Origin of the sequence: Streptomyces rubellus (assembly GCF_036323805.1) — a bacterium.
GTDB lineage: Bacteria > Actinomycetota > Actinomycetes > Streptomycetales > Streptomycetaceae > Streptomyces.
Window position 1 is genome coordinate 62519 of the sequence record NZ_JAZDCX010000002.1, and the last position, 19540, is coordinate 82058.

Annotated in this window: 19 protein-coding genes; 4 read left to right on the top strand and 15 right to left on the bottom strand. The window is 73.9% G+C overall.

Going from position 1 to position 19540, the window contains the following annotated elements; translation table 11 throughout:
• Nucleotides 1–473 precede the first annotated feature (473 nt).
• The 4 genes from V1L54_RS02640 to V1L54_RS02655 form a co-directional block, all read right to left on the bottom strand.
• Nucleotides 474–1013 carry an NUDIX domain-containing protein gene (locus tag V1L54_RS02640; RefSeq protein WP_330116181.1) on the bottom strand — a complete coding sequence of 180 codons (540 nt, stop codon included), beginning with the start codon at nt 1011–1013 and terminating at the stop codon, nt 474–476.
• Nucleotides 1014–1267: 254 nt separating this feature from the next.
• Nucleotides 1268–3772: an HAD-IC family P-type ATPase gene (locus tag V1L54_RS02645; RefSeq protein ID WP_330116182.1), complete on the bottom strand. Its 2505-nt coding sequence runs from the start codon at nt 3770–3772 to the stop codon at nt 1268–1270.
• Between the two features lie 143 nt (nt 3773–3915).
• Entirely contained in the window at nt 3916–4248 is a 333-nt protein-coding gene (locus V1L54_RS02650; RefSeq protein ID WP_330116183.1) for a hypothetical protein, read from the bottom strand.
• 173 nt (nt 4249–4421) lie between these two features.
• Entirely contained in the window at nt 4422–4751 is a 330-nt protein-coding gene (locus V1L54_RS02655; RefSeq protein ID WP_330116184.1) for a DUF2530 domain-containing protein, read from the bottom strand.
• 316 nt (nt 4752–5067) lie between these two features.
• Here V1L54_RS02655 and V1L54_RS02660 point away from each other — a divergent pair, with 316 nt between their 5' ends.
• The 4 genes from V1L54_RS02660 to thpR all read left to right on the top strand — a co-directional run bounded on the left by V1L54_RS02660 (nt 5068) and on the right by thpR (nt 9502).
• The gene (locus V1L54_RS02660; RefSeq protein WP_330116185.1) at nt 5068–6549 is read left to right on the top strand and encodes an NCS2 family permease; all 1482 of its coding nucleotides are present in this window, start codon (nt 5068–5070) and stop codon (nt 6547–6549) included.
• A gap of 371 nt (nt 6550–6920) precedes the next feature.
• Nucleotides 6921–7358, top strand: coding sequence for a MarR family winged helix-turn-helix transcriptional regulator (locus V1L54_RS02665; RefSeq protein WP_330116186.1), 438 nt, complete (start codon nt 6921–6923; stop codon nt 7356–7358).
• 51 nt (nt 7359–7409) lie between these two features.
• Complete coding sequence (locus V1L54_RS02670; RefSeq protein WP_330116187.1) at nt 7410–8939, top strand: MFS transporter; 1530 nt, start codon at nt 7410–7412, stop codon at nt 8937–8939.
• On the top strand, nt 8936–9502 hold the full coding sequence (thpR, locus tag V1L54_RS02675) for an RNA 2',3'-cyclic phosphodiesterase (protein ID WP_330116188.1): 567 nt from the start codon (nt 8936–8938) through the stop codon (nt 9500–9502). Before V1L54_RS02670 ends, thpR begins: the two co-directional genes overlap by 4 nt.
• Before the next feature lie 501 nt (nt 9503–10003).
• Here thpR and V1L54_RS02680 read toward each other — a convergent pair.
• From V1L54_RS02680 to V1L54_RS02730, 11 genes are all read right to left on the bottom strand, one after another.
• The gene (locus V1L54_RS02680; RefSeq protein WP_330116189.1) at nt 10004–10990 is read right to left on the bottom strand and encodes an aldo/keto reductase; all 987 of its coding nucleotides are present in this window, start codon (nt 10988–10990) and stop codon (nt 10004–10006) included.
• Nucleotides 10991–11076: 86 nt separating this feature from the next.
• Nucleotides 11077–11784 carry a GDSL-type esterase/lipase family protein gene (locus V1L54_RS02685; RefSeq protein WP_330116190.1) on the bottom strand — a complete coding sequence of 236 codons (708 nt, stop codon included), beginning with the start codon at nt 11782–11784 and terminating at the stop codon, nt 11077–11079.
• Between the two features lie 99 nt (nt 11785–11883).
• Nucleotides 11884–12051, bottom strand: coding sequence for a hypothetical protein (locus tag V1L54_RS02690; RefSeq protein WP_330116191.1), 168 nt, complete (start codon nt 12049–12051; stop codon nt 11884–11886).
• Between the two features lie 76 nt (nt 12052–12127).
• A complete protein-coding gene (locus V1L54_RS02695) occupies nt 12128–12574 on the bottom strand; it encodes a hypothetical protein (protein WP_330116192.1) in 447 nt (148 codons plus the stop codon).
• A complete protein-coding gene (locus V1L54_RS02700) occupies nt 12574–14097 on the bottom strand; it encodes a phytoene desaturase family protein (RefSeq protein WP_330116193.1) in 1524 nt (507 codons plus the stop codon). Before V1L54_RS02700 ends, V1L54_RS02695 begins: the two co-directional genes overlap by 1 nt.
• Nucleotides 14094–15935 carry an ABC transporter ATP-binding protein gene (locus V1L54_RS02705; RefSeq protein ID WP_330116194.1) on the bottom strand — a complete coding sequence of 614 codons (1842 nt, stop codon included), beginning with the start codon at nt 15933–15935 and terminating at the stop codon, nt 14094–14096. The genes V1L54_RS02700 and V1L54_RS02705 overlap by 4 nt, the downstream gene beginning before the upstream one ends.
• A gap of 89 nt (nt 15936–16024) precedes the next feature.
• The gene (locus V1L54_RS02710) at nt 16025–16201 is read right to left on the bottom strand and encodes a hypothetical protein (RefSeq protein WP_330116195.1); all 177 of its coding nucleotides are present in this window, start codon (nt 16199–16201) and stop codon (nt 16025–16027) included.
• A 37-nt stretch (nt 16202–16238) separates the two neighbouring features.
• Nucleotides 16239–17018, bottom strand: a complete 780-nt coding sequence (locus V1L54_RS02715; RefSeq protein ID WP_330116196.1) for a class I SAM-dependent methyltransferase — start codon at nt 17016–17018, stop codon at nt 16239–16241.
• Entirely contained in the window at nt 17015–17557 is a 543-nt protein-coding gene (locus tag V1L54_RS02720; protein WP_330116197.1) for a hypothetical protein, read from the bottom strand. Before V1L54_RS02720 ends, V1L54_RS02715 begins: the two co-directional genes overlap by 4 nt.
• The gene (locus tag V1L54_RS02725) at nt 17554–18600 is read right to left on the bottom strand and encodes an alpha/beta fold hydrolase (protein WP_330116198.1); all 1047 of its coding nucleotides are present in this window, start codon (nt 18598–18600) and stop codon (nt 17554–17556) included. The genes V1L54_RS02720 and V1L54_RS02725 overlap by 4 nt, the downstream gene beginning before the upstream one ends.
• Nucleotides 18597–19433, bottom strand: coding sequence for an HTTM domain-containing protein (locus tag V1L54_RS02730; protein ID WP_330116199.1), 837 nt, complete (start codon nt 19431–19433; stop codon nt 18597–18599). The genes V1L54_RS02725 and V1L54_RS02730 overlap by 4 nt, the downstream gene beginning before the upstream one ends.
• Nucleotides 19434–19540 lie beyond the last annotated feature (107 nt).

The following is a 19540-nucleotide window of genomic DNA, read 5'->3' on the forward strand; positions in this document are numbered from 1 at the left end:
CGACGAAACCCGACAGAAGGGTCGCTCGTTTCTCAGTCTGCACCGCCCGGACGGCGGTCGCACGTCGAGGCGAGTGCCTGACGGCACGGGGCGCGGGGGCGCGGGTTCTGTGGGTGCGGGGGTCGGGGCCGGTCCGGGGCGACCGTTCCGGACGGTACGATTTACGGCCGTTGCCGCCCCACGTTCTGTTGCTCGCTCATCGGCCGCAAATCGCACTTGAGTGTCCGGAACGGTCGCCCCTCCCCGTCCCCTCCCCGCCGTCGCCGAGTGCACCCCGTCGCGCCTGCGGCCCGCCACGCCCGTCCGCGCACGCGGGGAACGGCCAGGACCCACCCTCCGGTCGCCCGTCCGCAGGCCGGAACGGGTCTCACCGCCCCCGCGGCCGGTCAGGCGGCGCGCCACCGTGTGCGTTCCGGCGAGGGCGGCCCCGACCCCCGCACCCACAGAACCCGCACCCCCGCACCCCCGTGCCGTCAGGCACCCTCCACGGGGATCGGTTCGCTCACCAGCAGCCCCGCGCGGCCGGTGCGGCGGGCCTCGTCCAGGGCCGTCAGCCGCCGGTAGCCCTCCGGGCCCATCAGCCGCTCCCAGACGGGCCAGTCCTCCGCCGCCCAGCGGTCGTGCTCGGCCGGGTCGAGACGGAGGGCCGCCAACTGCTCGTCGTCCAGGGTGCCGCCGTCGAAACAGAAGCCGATCTTGGCAAGTGGCGCGGTGGCCGGGTCGGCGCGCACGTAGTGCACCAGCAGGAGGGGGTGGGGTCCTGCCAGGCGCAGTCCGGTCTCCTCGTACGCCTCGCGCACGGCCGCCTGGTGCGGGTCCTCGCCCGGGTCCAGGTTGCCGCCCGGGAGCTGCCACGGCCGGTTCCGGAAGACCGAGCGGAGCTGCACCGGCCGGCCGCGGGTGTCGGTGACGTACAGGCAGGCGTAGACGGTGGCCTTGGGCAGGGTCGCCAGATAGTCGGCCTGGGCCATGGGGAACGGGATTCCGGCGTACTTCTCACTCGCGGCGGTCATGGAACGGTTCTATCCCGTCGGCCGCCGGGTGTGCACGCTCCGCTCCCGGGCGCCCCGTCGCGCGCCGTACGTTGCCGTGGTGCGGCAGCGGGCGGGGCCGGTTCAATCCGCTCAAGGGCACCTGTCTGCTGCACGCGGAGCCGGTGGGCGAGCGCTACCGGGCCGTGCGTGAGGGCGACTTCGGGGAGCCGGTGCCGGTCGGTGAGCCGATCGGCACGGTCCTCGACACCACGGCGCTGTACGTCTGCTGAGCGTCAGTCCGGGAAGCGGCGGCCCACCCAGCGCCAGGCCAGCTCCAGCGCCACCGCGGAGGCCGCCGCGACGGCGACCGCCGTCCACGGCAGCACCGTGCCCACCAGACGCAGCGCGAAGAACTCCTGGAGGAACGGGGTGACCAGGACGACCGCGAACGCCGACGCCATGGTGAGCACCAGACCGATCCGCCACCAGGTGTAGGGGCGGGCGACGATCGCCAGCACCCACAGCGCGACCAGGAACAGCGTCAGCGTCGCCGCGCTGGTCTCGGCGGCCAGCGCGTCGGGGCCGGTGTAGTGGGAGCGGGCCAGCAGGTAGACGGAGAAGGTGGCCGTCGCGGCGATGACGCCGGAGGGGATCGCGTACCGCATCACCCGGCGCACGAAGTGCGGGCGGGCGCGCTCCTTGTTGGGGGCCAGGGCCAGGAAGAAGGCGGGGATGCCGATGGTCAGGCCGCCCAGCAGGGTCAGATGGCGGGGCAGGAACGGGTAGGGCACCTGGGTGCAGATGACCAGCAGTGCCAGCAGCACCGAGTAGACGGTCTTGGTGAGGAAGAGGTTGGCGACGCGCTCGATGTTGCCGATGACGCGGCGGCCCTCGGCGACGACCGAGGGCAGGGTGGCGAAGGAGTTGTTGAGCAGCACGATCTGGGCGACGGCCTTGGTGGCCTCCGAGCCCGAGCCCATGGAGACGCCGATGTCGGCGTCCTTCAGGGCCAGTACGTCGTTGACGCCGTCGCCGGTCATGGCGACGGTGTGGCCGCGGGACTGGAGGGCGCCGACCATGTCGCGCTTCTGCTGCGGGGTGACGCGGCCGAAGACCGCGCCGTCCTCCAGGGCCGCCGCCAGTTCCTCGCGGTCGGCGGGGAGGGTGCGGGCGTCGACGGTGGACTCGGCACCGGGCAGACCGAGCTTGGCGGCGACGGCGCCGACGGAGACGGCGTTGTCGCCGGAGATCACCTTCGCCGAGACGTCCTGGTCGGCGAAGTAGCGCAGCGTGGCGGGGGCCTCGGGGCGCAGCCGCTGCTCCAGGACGACCAGGGCGACGGGCTCGGTGGCGGAGGTCGCGTCGGCGGCGAGCCCGGGGGCGTCCAGCGGGCGGGAGGTGCGGGCCAGCAGCAGCACCCGCAGGCCCTCCTCGTTGAGCCGGTCGGTCTCGGCGAGGGTGGCGGCCTGCCCGGGATCGCCGGAGTCGAGCAGCACGTCCGGGGCGCCCAGCAGCCAGGTGTGCTCGGTGCCGTCCGGTTCGGTGAGCCGGGCGCCGCTGTACTTGCGGGCGGAGGAGAACGGCAGGGCGCCGGCGCACCGCCAGCCCGCGGCGCGCTCGGCGGGGTGTGCGTCGACGATCGCCTTGAGGCTGGCGTTGGGGCGCGGGTCGCTGCCGCCGAAGGCGGCGAGGACCCGCTGTACGTACGCCGGGTCGGTGCCGTTCAGCGGGCGCACCTCGGCCACGTCCATGCCGCCCTCGGTGAGGGTGCCGGTCTTGTCCAGGCAGACGGTGTCGACGCGGGCCAGGCCCTCGATGGCGGGCAGCTCCTGCACCAGGCACTGCTGCCTGCCGAGCCGGATGACGCCGATGGCGAAGGCGATGGAGGTCAGCAGCACCAGGCCCTCGGGCACCATCGGCACGATGCCGCCGACCATGCGGCGGATCGCCTCGTCGGCGCTCTGGCCCTCGACGAACATCTGGCTGAGCACCAGGCCGATCGCGGCCGGAACGATCATCCAGGTGATGTACTTGAGGATCTGGCTGATGCCGCTGCGCAGCTCGGAGTGGACGAGCGTGAAGCGGGACGCCTCCTCGGCGAGCTGGGCGGCGTACGCCTCGCGGCCGACCCGGGTGGTGGTGAAGGCACCGCCGCCGGCCACGACGAAGCTGCCGGACATCACGGTGTCGCCGGGCTGCTTGTGCACCGGGTCGGCCTCGCCGGTGAGGAGGGACTCGTCCACCTCCAGCCCGTCGGACTCGACGACGGTGCCGTCCACGACGACCTTCTCGCCGGGGCTCAGCTCCACCACGTCGCCCAGGACGATCTCGTTGGTGCGGACCTCGGTGGCCGCCCCGTCGCGGCGGACGGTGGGCCTGGCCTCGCCGATGACGGCCAGGTTGTCCAGGGTCCGCTTGGCGCGCAGCTCCTGGACGATGCCGATGAGGGTGTTGGCGATGATGACGAAGCCGAACAGGCCGTCCTGGATGGGGCCGACGACCAGGATGATCGCGAACAGAACGCCGATGATGGCGTTGAAGCGGGTGAAGACGTTGGCGCGGACGATGTCGGCGGTGGAGCGGGAGGACCGCACCGGGACGTCGTTGACCTCGCCGCGGGCGACGCGCTCGGCGACCTGGGTGGTGGTCAGGCCGGTGGCCGCCGGGGCGGCCGTCGTCGGGTCGGTGTCCGCGGTGCCGTGCGCGGCGCCGGCTTTCGTGCGAGGGTGCGGCACGGCGAGCGCGGTGCCGTCGGGCGGCGCCGCGGCGCCGTGAGAGGTGTCGACCCGTTCCGTCATGCTCCAGACAGTACGAGGTGGCGGTGGTCCGGCGCGCGGCGGCTGGAGGAAAATGGGGGTTTCTCGGGGGGAAAGGGGAAAGGTTTTATGCCCTGCCGGTCCCGCGCCACGGTGCGCCGTGGCGCGGGACCGGCAGCGGCGGGTCAGTGGACGGTGCGGGCGTACCACCCGGCGGTGCTGTCAAAGAAGAAGTGCTCCACGGCGAGCATGTGGCCGCCGTCGTAGTGGGCGTAGACCACGACCTGCTCGTTGGACCGGCCGCTGATGAGAGGGCTCTTCCAGCAGGTGCGGGGCGGGATCAGGGTCGTGGTCAGGCCGCCCCGCTGCGGGAACTCCCCGTGGATGCTCTGGGCACGCTCGTTGCAGAGGGCCAGCCCACCGCCGGCCGCGGAGGTGTCGGCCACGGCCGGGGCGGCCAGGGCGGTGAGGAGGCCGGCCGTCAGGGCCGCGACGGCGGCCATGCGTCGCATGCGCATATCTGCTCCTTGCTGGGTGAACCGTCCGGTGGTCGGCCGGATCGGATGTCCCGGACGGTGGCCGTGCCCGGTGACCACGCGGGTGCGCGGTCGCGGGGGGCGGGGGATCCGGAGTTGGAGGCTCCGCCCGTGCCGGGGTACGGGTCCTTCCCCGGGGCCGGTGGAGACCGCGGTCAGTCCGCGGCGGTGCCGTCGCCCGGTGCCGGGGTCTCCCCGGCGTCCCCGGCGCTGCCCGGGCCGTCGTCCGCCGTACGCCGGGCGCGCCGGATCGCCGCCTCGCGGCGGCGGACGAACCAGATGCCGTACAGGCCCAGGACGCCGCCCGCCAGGCAGGTCCACAGCCACCAGGTGCGGTCGCGGTCGGCGAACCAGCCGTAGAAGGGGAGCTGGACCAGGAACATCGTGAACCAGATGACCGTGCCGCCCACGACGACGGCGACGATGTTGCCCTCCAGTGGCTCGGGTGCCTCCCGCTTCCCGTCCGTCCACCTGCTCAAGCCCATCGTCGGCCCCTTCGGTCCCGGTCAGCCCGTGGTCCGCCGTGTCCCCGCGGCGGCTGGGACCAGCGTAACCACGCGGTGTGACGGTGCCGCCCGGGGTGGGCCGGACGGCCCAACCGGTGGCCGGACGGGAGGCCGGGGGACGGCCGGCAAGAGGGGTGGGGCGTGTGGGGAGGGTCACGGGGGGAGGACGGAATGTCTACGCGCGCAGATGTCCTTCCCCGTCCATGGCGCGTTCATACTGAAAGCACCTGGGGCGGGCCGCCCCCTCGCAGGAACGCCCAGGAACGATCTCCGTACCGCTCACCGAAGGTCACGCATGCCCGCTTCGGCCCCCGCCACTCCGGAAAACCCCGCCGCACCCGGCAAGGACTCCGGAAACCCGCCGCCCGGCAGCGGCCTCGACCGGTTCTTCAGGTTCTCCGAGCGCGGCTCGACGGTGGGCCGCGAGCTGCGCGGCGGACTCGCCACCTTCTTCGCGATGGCCTACATCATCGTGCTGAACCCGATCATCCTCGGTGCGGGTACCGACAAGTTCGGCCAGCAGCTCGACAACGCCCAGCTCGTCACCGCCACCGCGCTGATCGCCGGACTCACCACCATCCTGATGGGCGTCATCGGCAACGTCCCCATCGCCCTGGCCGCCGGCCTGGGCATCAACGCCGTGGTCTCCCTCCAGCTCGCGCCCCAGATGAGCTGGCCCGACGCGATGGGCATGGTGGTCCTGGCGGGCCTGGTGCTGATGGTCCTGGTCGCCTCCGGGCTGCGGGAACGCATCATGAACGTCATCCCCGGCGGGCTGCGGCGGGCCATCGCCATCGGCATCGGTCTGTTCATCACCCTCATCGGCCTGGTGGACTCCGGTTTCGTCACCCGCAACCCGGACGACGCGCACACCACCGTCCCGCTCGGCCTCGGCCAGGGCGGTCAGCTGACGGGCTGGCCGGTGCTCGTCTTCGTGCTCGGCCTGGCGCTGACGTTCGTGCTGATCACCCGGGGGGTCAGGGGCGCGATCCTGATCAGCATCGTGACGATGACCGTGGTGGCCGTGGTGATCAACACCATCGCGGAGATCCCCGACGCGGCCTGGGGCCTGGCCGTGCCGAACCTGCCCGAGGAGGTCGTCAGCACCCCCGACTTCGGGCTGCTGGGCGAGGTGAGCCTCTTCGGCGGCTTCGCGGAGGTCGGCGTGCTGACCGGCTCGCTGTTCGTCTTCACCGTGCTGCTGTCCGGCTTCTTCGACGCGATGGGCACGATCATCGGCGTCGGCCACGAGGCGCGGCTGACCGACGAGCAGGGCCGGATGCCCCGCATGGGCCGCATCCTGATGGTGGACGGCGTCGCCGTCGCGGGCGGCGGTTTCGGGTCCTGCTCGGCCAACACCTGCTTCGTGGAGTCCACCGCCGGCGTCGGCGAGGGCGCCCGCACCGGACTGGCCAACATCGCCACCGGCGCTCTCTTCCTGCTGGCCCTGGTCTTCACCCCGCTGGCCACCGTGGTGCCCTCGCACGCCGCCACCCCGGCGCTGGTCGTCGTCGGCTTCATGATCATGGCGTCGAACGTGAAGGAGATCGACTGGAGCGACCACACCATCGCGGTCCCGGCGTTCCTGACGCTGATCTCGATGCCGTTCACCTACAGCATCACCAACGGCATCGGCATCGGGGTGCTCTCCTACATCCTGCTGCGCGCCGCGACCGGGCGCTTCCGCGGGATCCCGTGGCTGCTGAACGCCGTCGGCGCCTGCTTCCTGGTCTACTTCCTGCTCGACCCGGTCGAGCAGCTGCTGGGGATCGGCTGACCGCTCCGCGGTACGAACGGGGCAGGCAGCGGGGCAGGGGTGCCCGGACCGTACGGGGTCCGGGCACCCCTGCCCCGTCGCGGCGGCGGAATGGCGGAAGAGCCCCGTTCGGCGGCGCGCGGCCCGTCCGTAGGCTGGACGCCCTCCACCCGTCGGCCGCATGGGGGCGTGCTCGCGGGGAAGGCGGGAGCGGTGCGCGCCGTCCCTCCCGCGAGGCCCCCTCCACGGGGTCCGCGGGCCCGGCGGGACACCGCGCGTCCGGTACCGGTCCGCGCGGTGTCCCGCACGGATCCGTGCCGGTGACGGACGCCACCCGCTCATTCCTTCCCCGAGCCAGTCCTTAGGCGGAGTAATGAGTTAGGCTAATGAACATGCCGGATCTGTCCAGGGACGAGGACGCCGAGGCCGTCAACGCCCTGCGCGCCGCCACCATGCGGCTCGCCCGCCGCATCAAGCACCAGCGCGTGGACGAGTCGCTGAGCCCGACCGAGATGTCGGTGCTCGGCACCCTCGCCCGCTGCGGCTCGGCCACCCCGGGCGAGCTGGCGCGCAGGGAGCACGTCCAGCCGCCGTCGATGACCCGCATCGTGGCGATGCTGGAGGCCAAGGGCCTGGTCCGGCTGGAACCGCACCGGGACGACCGCCGGCAGAAGGTGGTCACCCAGACCGAGCTGGCCGAGGAGGTGCTGGCCGCCAGCCGCCGGAAGCGGAACGCTTGGCTGGCCGGGCTCGCCGACGGTCTGGACGAGGACGAGTGGGCGCTGCTGCGCGCGGCGGCACCCGTCCTGGACAAGCTCGCGCAGTTGTAGCGCGGCCACGGCAGAAGCAGAGGGAGTCGCACACGAGGAGGCGAAACCGACTTGAGTCCGGGAACCGGAGCACACTCCGCACCCGCGTCTGACGAGAACGGCAGGACCCGCACCACCGCCGAGGACCCCGCCAGGCCCTCGATGTTCAGCTCGCTGCGCGTCCGCAACTACCGGTTGTTCGCGATGGGGCAGCTCGTCTCCAACACCGGCACCTGGATGCAGCGGATCGCACAGGACTGGCTGGTGCTCAGCATCACCGGTTCGGCCACGGCCGTCGGCATCACCACCGCGCTGCAGTTCCTCCCCATGCTGCTCCTCGGCCTGTACGGCGGGGTCATCGCCGACCGCTACGCCAAGCGCCGGCTGCTGCTGATCACACAGTCGGCGATGGGCCTGACCGGACTCGCGCTCGCCGCGCTGACCCTCAGCGGCCACGTCCAGGTCTGGCACGTCTACGCGCTCGCGCTCGTCCTGGGCCTGGCGACCGTCGTCGACAACCCCGCCCGGCAGACCTTCGTGTCCGAGATGGTCGGCCCCGAGCAGCTGCCCAACGCGGTCTCGCTCAACAGCGCCAACTTCCAGTCCGCCCGGCTGATCGGCCCGGCCGTCGCCGGTGTGCTGATCACGGCGGTGGGCAGCGGCTGGGCGTTCCTGCTCAACGGGCTGTCCTTCCTCGCGCCGATCACCGGACTGCTGCTGATGCGCTCCGCCGAGCTGCACGTCATCGAGCGCGCGCCGCGCACCAAGGGGCAGCTGCGGGAGGGCCTGCGCTACGTCAGGAGCCGGCCGGAGCTGATCTGGCCGATCACGCTCGTGGGCTTCGTCGGGACCTTCGGCTTCAACTTTCCGATCTGGCTCTCCGCCTTCACCGACAAGGTCTTCGAGGAGGGCGCGGGGACCTACGGCATGCTCAACACCCTGATGGCGGTCGGCTCGGTGACCGGCGCGCTGCTCGCCGCCCGCCGCGGCACGAGCCGGATGCGGATCATGGTCGGTGCCGCGCTGCTGTTCGGCGTGCTGGAGGCGACGGTGGCGCTCTCCCCGTCGTTCTGGCTCTTCGCCGCCCTGATGGTGCCGCTCGGCGTGGTCAGCATGACCTTCATCGTCACCGCGAACTCCAGCATCCAGCTCGCCTCCGATCCGGCCATGCGCGGCCGGGTGATGAGCCTGTACATGATGGTGTTCCTGGGCGGCACCCCGATCGGCGCACCGGTCGTGGGCTGGATCACCGACGCCTACGGGGCGCGGGTCGGCCTGCTGTCCGGCGGCCTGGTCTCCGCGCTGGCCGCCGCCGCCACCGGCCTGGTGCTGGCCCGGATCAGCGGGCTGCGGCCCCGGATCGAGCTGCGGCGCGGCCGCCGCCGGATGGTGTTCGTGCCGGTGGTGGCGGGGCCCGGCAAGCCTGGCGGAGGAGCCGTGCCGGAGGGGGAGAAGGAGCCGGAGGACATAGCGGGCGGGACGGCCGCCCCCGGCCCGTCCCCCGCCGGTGCGCAGAACGCCCCCGCCGGTATGGGGAGCGCTCACGCCCCCGCCCGCGCGCCGCAGCGGGAGCGGGAGCACCGCGGGAAAATGCCGGTATGAGACTGTTCACGGCCGTCCTGCCGCCCCCGGCCGCCCTGGCGGAACTGGGGGCGCAGGTGGACCGGCTGACGGCGCTGCCCGGCGCCGGCCGGCTGCGCTGGACCCGGCCCGAGGGCCGGCACCTCACCCTCGCCTTCCTGGGCGAGGTGGACGAGGACCTCCTGCCGGAGCTGACCGAGCGCCTGGGCCGCGCCGCGCGCCGCCATCCCGCCCACGGGCTGCGGCTGTCCGGCGGCGGCCGGTTCGGCGACCGGGTCCTGTGGACCGGGGTCGAGGGCGACCGCACCGCCCTGACCCGGCTGGCGGCCTCCGTCGCGGCCGGGGCCCGCCGGGCCGGGGTGCCGGTGGAGGAGCGCCCCTACAAGCCGCATCTGACCCTCGCCCGGGCCGGCCGTACGGCCCGGGTGGACCTGCGCCCGTACGCGGCGGCCCTGGCCGGTTTCACCGGCCGCGACTGGCGGGCGGGTGAACTGACCCTGGTGCGCAGCCGGCTGCCCGGCTCCGGGGTGCCCGGGGAACAGCCCCGCTACGAGACGCTCCGGGCCTGGCCGCTGGGCGGCTGACCGGGCGGGCTACGGTGGGGGCGTGGACCCGAAGACCCGCAGCCGCATCGTGAGCGGCGCACTGGCGCTGCTGCTCGCCGTGGTGATCCTGGCGGCCGTGCTCGGCTGAGCCGGTGACCGGCCACGGCCGGCGGCGGGCCGCCCGGCCGCGCGCCCGGGGAGCGCCGTGCCGCCTTCTCCGCGGTCCCGGAAAGGGGCCCGCGGACCTTGGGCCCGGCACGACCGCCGCCCCTCCCGCCGATCCCGTGGCCCGGGGCGGTGCCGCCGGGCCGAGAGCACCGGCCGGCCGCCGAGGAGTGGCCCGGCGCGGGGCCGGGCCGCCCGGCGGCGGCAGGTCCGCGCGACGCGGCTGCGCGCATACGGTGCCGACGCCCCGGAGCCGGGGCGGACGGCGACCGGTGCGCCGGGACACGGGACCGGTGCCCGCACCCGGGCGGCACGGCGGCCGTACGGGAACCCGTACGGCCGCCGTCCGTCACGCGCCCCGCGGCCCCCGGCCCGTCACCAGGCGAACGCCTCCGGGGCCGGGCCCGGCCCCGGGAAGATCTCGTCCAGCGCGGTCAGCAGCTCCTCGCCGAGCTCCAGCTCCACCGCGCGCAGCGCGGAGTCGAGCTGGTCGGCGGTGCGCGGCCCGATGATCGGGCCGGTGACGCCCGGCTGGGCGAGCAGCCAGGCCAGCGCCACCTCGCCGGGCTCCAGACCGCGCTTGTCGAGCAGGTCCTCGTACGCCTGGATCCGTTCGCGCAGCTCCGGGCTGTTGGCCAGCGCCGCCGAGGAGCGGCGGCCGGGGTTCTCGCGCTCCTTGCGGAGCACCCCGCCCAGCAGGCCCGAGTTCAGCGGGGACCAGGGGATGACGCCCAGGCCGTAGCCCCGCGCGGCCGGGATGACCTCCATCTCGGCGCGGCGCTCGATCAGGTTGTACTTGCACTGCTCGCTGACCAGCCCGAGCCGGCCCGTGCGGGCGGCGGTCTCGTTGGCCTGCGCGATGTGCCAGCCGGCGAAGTTGGACGAGCCGACGTACAGCACCTTGCCCTGCTGCACCAGCACGTCCATGGCCTGCCAGATCTCTTCCCAGGGGGTGTTCCGGTCCACGTGGTGGAACTGGTAGAGGTCGATGTGGTCGGTCTTCAGCCGCCGCAGACTGGCCTCGACGGCCCGGCGGATGTTCAGCGCCGACAGCTTGTGGTGGTTGGGCCAGACGGCGTCGTCGGTGGCGGCCATGTTGCCGTACACCTTGGTGGCGAGCACCACCTTGTCCCGGCGGCCGCCGCCCTTGGCGAACCAGTTGCCGATGATCTCCTCGGTGCGGCCCTTGTTCTCGCCCCAGCCGTAGACGTTGGCGGTGTCGAAGAGATTGATTTCCGCGTCGAGTGCGGCGTCCATGATGGCGTGGCTCTCGGCCTCCTCGGTCTGCGGACCGAAGTTCATCGTGCCGAGGACCAGTCGGCTGACCTGGAGACCGGTGCGTCCGAGCTGCGTGTACTTCATGTCCTACAGCCAACGTGTTCGAGTGCGCTCGAAGCAAGAGGCGCCCGGCGGCGGGGCCCGGGCTTCGCCCGGTTGCCCGGCGGTCGTCACGCGCCGTCCGGCACCGGACCCGGGGCGTACGGGCCGCCGACGCCCCAGGCCCGGTGCAGGACGGCGGCGAAGGCGGCGGCGAGACGGTGCTCGCCGGAGGCGGTGGGGTGGGTGCCGTCGTGGGTGTCGCGGTCGGGGTCCCAGTCGGGCGGTGGGGCCGGCAGCAGGGGAGAGGCGGACGTGGACAGCTCGGCCGCCGTCTTGACCAGCAGTTCGTTGAAGCGCTCGCACTCGGCGGCGAAGAAGGCGTCGTGCCGGGCACGTATGTTGGGGATCACCGGCAGCAGTACCGCCCGCAGCCGCGGCTCGGCACGGCGGGCGGCGGCCAGGAAGCGGCGGACGTTCTCCAGGGTGCCGTCGGCGCCGGTGTAGAAGCCGAGGTCGATCAGGCCCAGGGAGACCAGCAGGGTGTCGGCGCGGTGCTCGCGCACCACGTCGCCGACCAGCGGCGCCATGTGCAGCCAGCCCTCGCCCCAGCCCGCCAGGTGGCGGCGGGCGGGCGCGGGGAAGTCCGGGTCGGCGTAGTCGTGCGAGACGGGCGCGCCGGCCGCCGCGTCGTACAGCGTGTCGCGCGGGCCGACGACCTCGTACGCCTCGCCGAGGGGGCCGTGCGTCCGCTCCAGATGGCGCCACATGCGGTGGCGCCAGGTGTGCTCACCGGCGCCGCCGATGGTCATGGAGTCGCCGACGAACAGAACGCGCATCGGCACATCCTGCCGGAAGGCGGGTGTGACCTGCGGTGTGATGCCTGTCACGGGGAGCCGGGACGGGGGCCGCCGGCACGCCGGCGGCCCCCGCCCGGGTCACTGGGCCCCGGCCTCCCGGCGCAGCTCCACCAGCGCCCGCAGGGCGTTGCTGTACATCTGCACGCTCTTCTCGCTGTGGGTGTCGATCGCGGTCCTGACCTCCTTGAACGCCTTGGCGATGGTCTCGTCCAGCTCGTTCGGGTCGACACCGTTCACACCGCTCATACCGGCTCTCCTTTCTCTTTTCTCTGGTCTTCCCGTGCTTCTTCTCTCTTCTTCCCGGCCGGTCCGGTCAGCCCGGTCAGTCCCGGCTGACGGGCCACCACGTGATGCTCTGCCAGGCGCCGCAGTCCGCCGTGCCCGTGGTCCCCCGGCACACGGCGAGCGAGCCCGTGGTGGTGGGCAGGTAGGACTGCCGCACCTCGACCCCGGTGGTGCCGGGCCCGCAGATCTCCGCCTGCTTGCGGGCCGGCGCGGGGGCGAGGTCGTACACGAACCGGGTCCACACGGAGTAGCACTCGCCGCCGGTGTTGATCAACTCCCCGTCGAGCACCAGGACGCGGAAGAAGCCGGTGCCGGTCGACTCGGTCCAGCGTTCCCCGGCCGCCGTGGCCGTGCCGTGCCGGGCCGACCACTCCACGGCGGCCGGTCCCGCGGCCGTGGTCTCCGCGGCGCTCGCGGGCACCGCCGCGGCGGCCAGCAGGGCGCCGGTGGCCGCCGCGAGGGCGGCGCGGACAGGTCTGCGCATCAGATGGTCTCCTCCTCTTTTCTCTTCTTCCCGGTCTCCGTCCCGCCGGCTCCCCCGTCGGTCCGGCCACCGGCCCGCCCGCTCCCCGGCGACAGGTCGGGGGACCGCCGCAGGCCGTGGTGGTGGCGGAGGGCGGACAGGGCGGCGAGATGGCCGCACATGCCGTGCACGGACGGCCCGGGCGGGGTGGCGGCCGAGCACAGGTACACCCCGGGCAGCGGGGTGCGGTACGGGTTCCAGCGGGCGGCGGGGCGGGCCAGGGACTGGCGCAGGGTCAGGGCGCCGGCCCCGATGTCGCCGCCGGTGTAGTTGGGGTTGTAGGTCTCGTACGCGGCGGCGGGGATGCCGCGGGCGGCGACGACGGTGTCGGTGAAGCCGGGCGCGTACTCCTCGATGCGGCGGCGGACCAGTTCCACCGGGTCGCGGGTGTCGCCGTTGGGGACGTGGGCGTAGGCCCACACCGGCCGCCGTCCGCCCGCCTCGCGGGAGGGGTCGGTGACGGCGGGGTCGACGACCAGTACGAAGGGGTCCGGCACGGGCCTGCCGGCGGCGGTGGCGTTCTCCTGCCGCAGGATGTCGGCCCGGGTGCCGCCCAGGTGGACGGTGCCGGCCCGGCCCACCAGCGGGTTCCGCCAGGGGATCGGCGCGGAGACCAGGAAGTCGGCCTTGGCGGCGCCGGGCCCGTAGCGGTAGCGCTCCAGGGCGCGGCGGTAGCGGGCGGGCAGCCGGTGGCCGGCCAGGGCGAGGAACTCGCGAGGGCCGACGTCCAGCAGGACCAGCGGGATGTCACCGAGTTCGGCCAGGTCGCGGACGTGGTGGCCGGTGTGGAGGGTGCCGCCGTGCGCGGTGATGTCGGCGATCATCACCTCGGCGATGCGGCCGCTGCCGCCCTGGGGCAGCGGCCAGCCGGTGCTGTGGGCGAGATGGCCCAGGAGCAGCGCGATCGCCGCCGCGGGCAGGGAGGGCAGCCGGCCGACCGCGTGGGCGGCCACCCCGGTCAGCAGTGCCTCGGCCTCCTCGGTGGCGAACCGGCTCCGGCCGGTGGCCTGGGCCGGGACCCGCAGCGCGAGCCGCAGTGCTGCGAGCGGGTCCCGGGGTACGGTGCGCTGACCGGACAGCAGCAGGTCCACCACGCCCTCGCTGCGGTCGGCCAGCGGTTCCATCAGCTGCCGCCAGCGGGGCCCGTCGGCGCCCAGGTGTCCGGCGGTACGGGCGAGACCGCGCCAGGCCGCGGCGGCCCGCCCGCCGGGCAGCGGGTGGGCGTAGGGGACGGCGGGCTGGAGCAGCCGCACCCCCCGGGCGGGCAGGTCGAAGCGGCGGAAGAAGCGCGAGGCGGCGGCCATCGGGTGGACGGCCGAACACAGGTCGTGCGTCACGTCGCGGTCGAACAGCGGCGCGGTGCGCAGGCCGCCGCCGGGGGTGTCCGCCTTCTCGAACAGCGCCACCCGCAGCCCGGCCCGGGCCAGGGTCACCGCGGCGGCCAGCCCGTTGGGCCCGGTGCCCACGATCGCGGCATCGGTCACCGTGCGGCCTCCGCCGGCGCGAGCCGCTGCCCGGCGCCCTCCTCCGGCTCCGGCCTCGTCTCCGGCCGCGGTTCCGTCTCCGGGTTCGCCGCCACGGGGGCGAGCTGCTGCCCGGCCAGCCGGCGGTAGGTGTCGTCGGAGGCCATCAGGTCGGCGTGCGTGCCGGCGGCGCGCAGCCGTCCGTCCTCCAGGACGAGGATGCGGTCGGCGTCCACCACGGTGGAGATGCGGTGCGCGATGGTGAGGACCTGGCAGCGGGCGCCCACGGTGGCGATGGCGGCGCGCAGCGCCGTCTCGGAGTCGGAGTCGAGGTTGGAGGTGGCCTCGTCCAGCAGGAGCACGTCGGGCCGGGCCAGCAGGGCGCGGGCGATGGCCAGCCGCTGCCGCTGCCCGCCGGACAGCCCGATGCCGTTCTCGCCGAGTTCGGTGTCCAGGCCGCCCGGCAGGGCGTCGACGACCTCGGCGAAGTGCGCCGCCTCGACGGCTTCCCGGATCTCCCCGGCGGTGGCGTCGGGGCGGGCGTAGGTGAGGTTCTCCCGTACGGTGCCGCGCATCAGCGGCGCCTCCTGCTCGACCAGCGCGACCCGGGCCCGCAGCTCGTCCAGCGGCAGGGCGGTGACATCGGCGCCCAGGACGCGGACGGTGCCCCGGTCGGGGTCCTGGAAGCGCTCGATGAGCTGGAACAGGGTGGTCTTCCCGGCGCCGGACGGGCCGACGATCGCGGTCACCCCGGTGGCGGGCAGCGAGAAGGACACTCCGGCCACCGCGGGGGCGGAGGTGTCGGGGTAGCCGAAGGTGACGTCGTCGAACTCGACGGCCGCGGTACCCGGGGCGGTGGCCGCGGCGGCGCTTCCGGCGGGACGGCCGGGGGTGTCCCCGCCGGTGCCCTCGCCGCCGTCGGTGGTCTCCTGCTCGACGGCGGCCAGTTCCCGGACCCGGTCGATGGCCGCCCGGCCCTGCTGGAACTCCCCGAGCGCCATGAACAGCATCACCAGCGGGGAGACCAGGTAGAACAGGTACATGATGAACGCGGTGAGGTCCTCCAGGGACAGGCTCCCGGTGGCGGTGCGGGCCATGCCCCAGGCGATCACCACGGCCAGCGACACCTGGGTGCCGACGTTCATGGCGGGCATGAGCATCGCCGACAGCCGGGTCACCCGGATGCCGCTGCCCCGCGCGGCGTCGGCGAGCTCCCGCAGCCGCTCGGCCTCGCGGGTCTCGGCGCGGGAGGCCTTCACGGTGGTCAGCGCGCCCAGCACCCGCAGCAGCCCGGAGCCGTAGGCGCTGGTGTCCTCCCGGTTGGTCACCGCCGCCCGGCGGACCGCGCGGGCCAGGGCCAGCGCGACGGCCGAGGCGGTGCCCAGGCAGCCGACGGTGACCAGCAGCATTCGCCAGTCGAGCCACGCCATGACGGCGACGCAGCCGACGGTGGTGAACCCGGCGGTGATCATCTGCGCCACGGAGGAGGACAGCGCGATCCGGGCGATGGCGGTGTCCGCGACGGTGCGGGTGAACACGTCACCGTGCTCGAGCCGGTTGAACGCCCGGATCCGGGAGTGGAGAAGACGGCCGGTCAGGGTGGTGCGCATGTCGAGGACGATGTTCTCCCCCGCGCGGCCGATCAGGTAGAAGTGCGTGGCGGCCAGCAGCGCGTCGGCGGCGAACAGCGCGGCGATCAGCACGATCGGCCGGGTCACCGGCTCGTCCAGGGCGACGGCCTCGATCAGGTCGCCGATCAGCAGGGGCTGCAGCAGGGTGGCGGCGGTGCCCGCCAGGCCGAGGAGCGTGCCGACGGCCAGCAGCAGCCGGTGGCGGCGGACGATGGCGGATATGTTCATCGGAGTCCTCCGGACGGGGCGGTCGGCGGTGGAGCGGGAAACCCGGCGGGCGGCGGCTGGAGTCCCCCGCCCGCGGGCGGGGAAGGGGGTCAGGGACCGTCCTCGCCGAAGAGGACCGCGGCGAGCAGGGCGAGGCTCGCGGCGGAGCCGAGTCCCTTCGCCCAGGTCTCCCGGGTGAGGGGACCGTCCTTGAACATCACCAGGGCGAGCGGTGTGGCGATGGCGAGCGCGGTGGTGAAGCACGCCACGCGGTGTGCGGTCGGCACTGTCGGCCCCTTTCCGTGCGGTTGCGCGGCTGCGCGGTCACGCCGCGGCGCGTGCGACGTACCAGTCGTAGGGCGCCGGCCCCTCGGCCGGGGTCACCCGCTCGACCTCGAACCCGGCCCGCCGCAGGCAGCCGGTCACCTCCTCGCGCCCGACGAGGAGGATCCGCTCGGCGAACTCCACCGGCGGCCGGTCCTCCTCCTCGACCCGGGTCGCCATGGTGAGCAGGTCCGCGTCGTCGAGGGTGGTGGTGAAGGTTGCGGTGCCGGTGCCGTTCGGGGTGGGCATCGTCACCGGGCCGGCCTGGGCCAGCGGCCGGTAGGCGGCGGTGGCGTAGTACTCCATGGACAGGGTGGCGCCGGGCTCCAGCACCTCCCGGACGTGGGCGAGGGCCGCGGTGAGCTCCTCGCAGGACTCGACGCAGGCCAGCGAGCCCATGGTGGCGTACGCGGCGCCGAAGCGGCCGGTGAGCGGCAGGGGGCGGCGGAAGTCGGCCTGCACCAGTGTCACGTTGGCGGGCACGCCCTTGGCGCGGAACCGCTCCAGCATCGGCCCGGAGTTGTCCACGCCGACCAGTTCGGCGGCCAGCGCGGCGACGGGGACGGCGACCCGGCCGGTGCCCACGCCGACCTCCAGTACGCGCGCGCCGGTGACGTACGGGCGCAGGCGTTCCACGTCCGCGCCGGTGGGCATGGCGGACGCGATCATGGAGTCGTACACGGAGGCGACGGCCGCGCCGTACTGCGCCGCCCGGTCCGCCGTCGGGTCCGCCGTCCGATCCGCCGCCGGGTCCGCGGCCGGGATGGTGTGCTGGCTCAAGGGGTCACCTTCTCGTAGTCCAGGACCAGGTCGTACTTGGGGTCCTCGCTGTGGTCGTAGCCGGAGTAGCGCACGAGCATCACCTGGAAGAGCGGGTAGCCGGGCTCGGGGGTGATGCGCTTGCGGACGAAGTCGTTGACCAGCCGGTAGGCGGCCTGCTTGGCCTCCTTGTGCAGCGGGGTCATCGCGGCGGTGTTGTGCACCAGGGTGGAGGCCACGTCGAAGATGGCCTTCTCGATCCGCCGGCCGGGGAACCAGACGGCGTGGACCAGCCTGCGCGGGGTGACGGGGTACACCTCGCGCCACTCGGTGTGCTCCGTGCGGTCCTCGCTGGCCAGCCGGTACAGGAAGTGCTGGTCGTCCGTGGCCGGAGTGGGCGCGAAGAACCGCCAGTTGGGGATGAGGATGCCCGCACCCGTCTTGTCCATGTTGCGCAGCTTGTCGTAGCTGCGGTCGGGGTACTGGCTGAGCACCGTCGCCACGAACCACCCGGCGAGGACCGCGGGGACCGACCGGCTCAGCGCCGTGCGCACCATCACGCCGCCTCCTTCCGCCCGGTGGATTCGGCGGGCTCGTCGGACCCGTCGGGTACGGCCCGTACGGCGGCGCCGTGGACGGCCTCCTGGAGGACCTCCTGGATCAGCTTCGCCGTCAGGGGCGCGTGGTCGGGGCTGCCGAGCACCGACAGATGGCTGGAGCCGGGGACGGTGGAGATCCGGCCGCCGGTGCCGGAGGCGAGGTACTCCTCGTACAGGTCGTTGTGCTCGGGGGTGCCCGTCATGGTCGACTCGGCGGCCACCACCGAGACGGGGACGCCCAGCCGGTCCAGGGGCCGGCCGCCGTCGAGCATGAACGCGTAGGAGTAGTTCCACTCGCGCAGCGCGGTGCGCCACACGCCGGGGACGGAGCTCTCCAGCCGGAGCTTGCGGTAGTGGGGGCTGCCCTCGGCGTAGGCGAACAGGCCCTTCTTGTCCATCAGCAGGCCGGAGCCGAGCGTCGCCGCCAGCGGGCCGAGCTTCATCGTCAGGTTCACCCCGCGCGAGCCCTCGCGCTGCTTGCGGGAGTGCAGCAGTTCACGGGGGTGGGTGGGGTCGACCAGGACCAGTCCGTGCACCCGGCCGGGCAGCGCGGCGGCCGTACGGTGGGCGAGGTAGCCGCCCAGGGAGTGCCCGGCCAGTACGCAGGGCGTGCCGTCGCCGACGGCGCCGGCGACGACCTCGGCCAGGTCGCAGACGGACTCGCGGAAGGAGTAGTCCTCCGGGCAGCGCCGCAGCGATCTGCGGTACCCGGCCCGGTCGTACAGCACCACCGAGACCGAGGGGTCGAGGTGGTCGGCGATCAGCAGCCAGGCCGAGGAGGTGTTCATCAGGCCCGCCTCGCACACCAGGGTCGGGCCGTCCGCCGCGCCGCGCCGCACGTGGTAGGTGACGATGTTCCCGCTGGCGCAGCGGAGCCGGTGCTGCTCGAAACCGGTGTGGCCGGCGAGCGTCCGCACGGCGGCGTACTTCTGGTGGACGAGTCCGGCCGCCAGACAGGCCGCCAGGCCGGCGACGGTCAGCCGGGGGAAGGTCGGCTCGTTCACGCCGCCTCCCCGGTGCCTCTGGCCAGCGCCCGCACGGACGGGTAGGTGGAGACGAACGCCCACACGAAGCGGGACAGGCCCATGAAGCGGGCGTTGGCCAGGTGGAAGGAGCCCATCGCGGCCAGCCCGGCGTCGATGTACCTGCCCCGCCCCAGCAGCAGCAGCGGGAAGCCGCACTCCAGGGCGAGGACGGCGTGGCAGAGCGCGCGGGAGGCGGCCGGGTACCGGCTGAGCTGCTTGAAGAACCACTCGTCGCCGTAGGTCTGGGTGCGCATGATCTTCACCAGGGCGTCGCCGGAGCGCCAGGCGTCACCGGGGAGCTTGGCCCAGCCGGAGGCCCCGTAGGACAGGACGGTCTGGGCGCCGATGAACTGCACCGCCGCCCGGCGGCTGGCGTCGGTGCCGCCGGCGCGGCCCAGCGCGGCGGCGGTCTGCACCAGGAACGACACCTGGTCGGAGCCGTCGGTGCCGAACAGGTGGCGGGGGTAGACCAGGACCTGGCTGGCGGACAGGTAGGCGTTGGCGGCCATCCGCACCGTGTTGTTGCGCACCGGGGAGATGAGCACCGCGGCGGCCACGGCGCGGGTGCCGTGGATGGTCTGGGTGACCGCCTCCCGGGCGATGAAGTCCCTGACCTTGCCCATCACCCTGGTCTTGGCCGGGACCTGGGCCCGGGTGTGGGTCCAGTCGTTCAGGCCGCCCGGCTCCCGGTCGACCTTGCGGACCATGTACTCGAGGCTGGACAGCAGGTGGGTGGCGGCGGAGAGCCGCTCGGCGGTGGAGAGCGGTCTGGCGCACGCCGTGTCTACGGCCTTGCGGAGACGTGACAGCATGATCTGCTCCTGGGCGGGCGTCCCACGGGTGGTGGTGGGGCGGATCGGGCTGGCGGAGGAGGGGGCGGGCGTAAGGGCCGGGGAGGGAGGCGGGGAGCCCCGGAGCC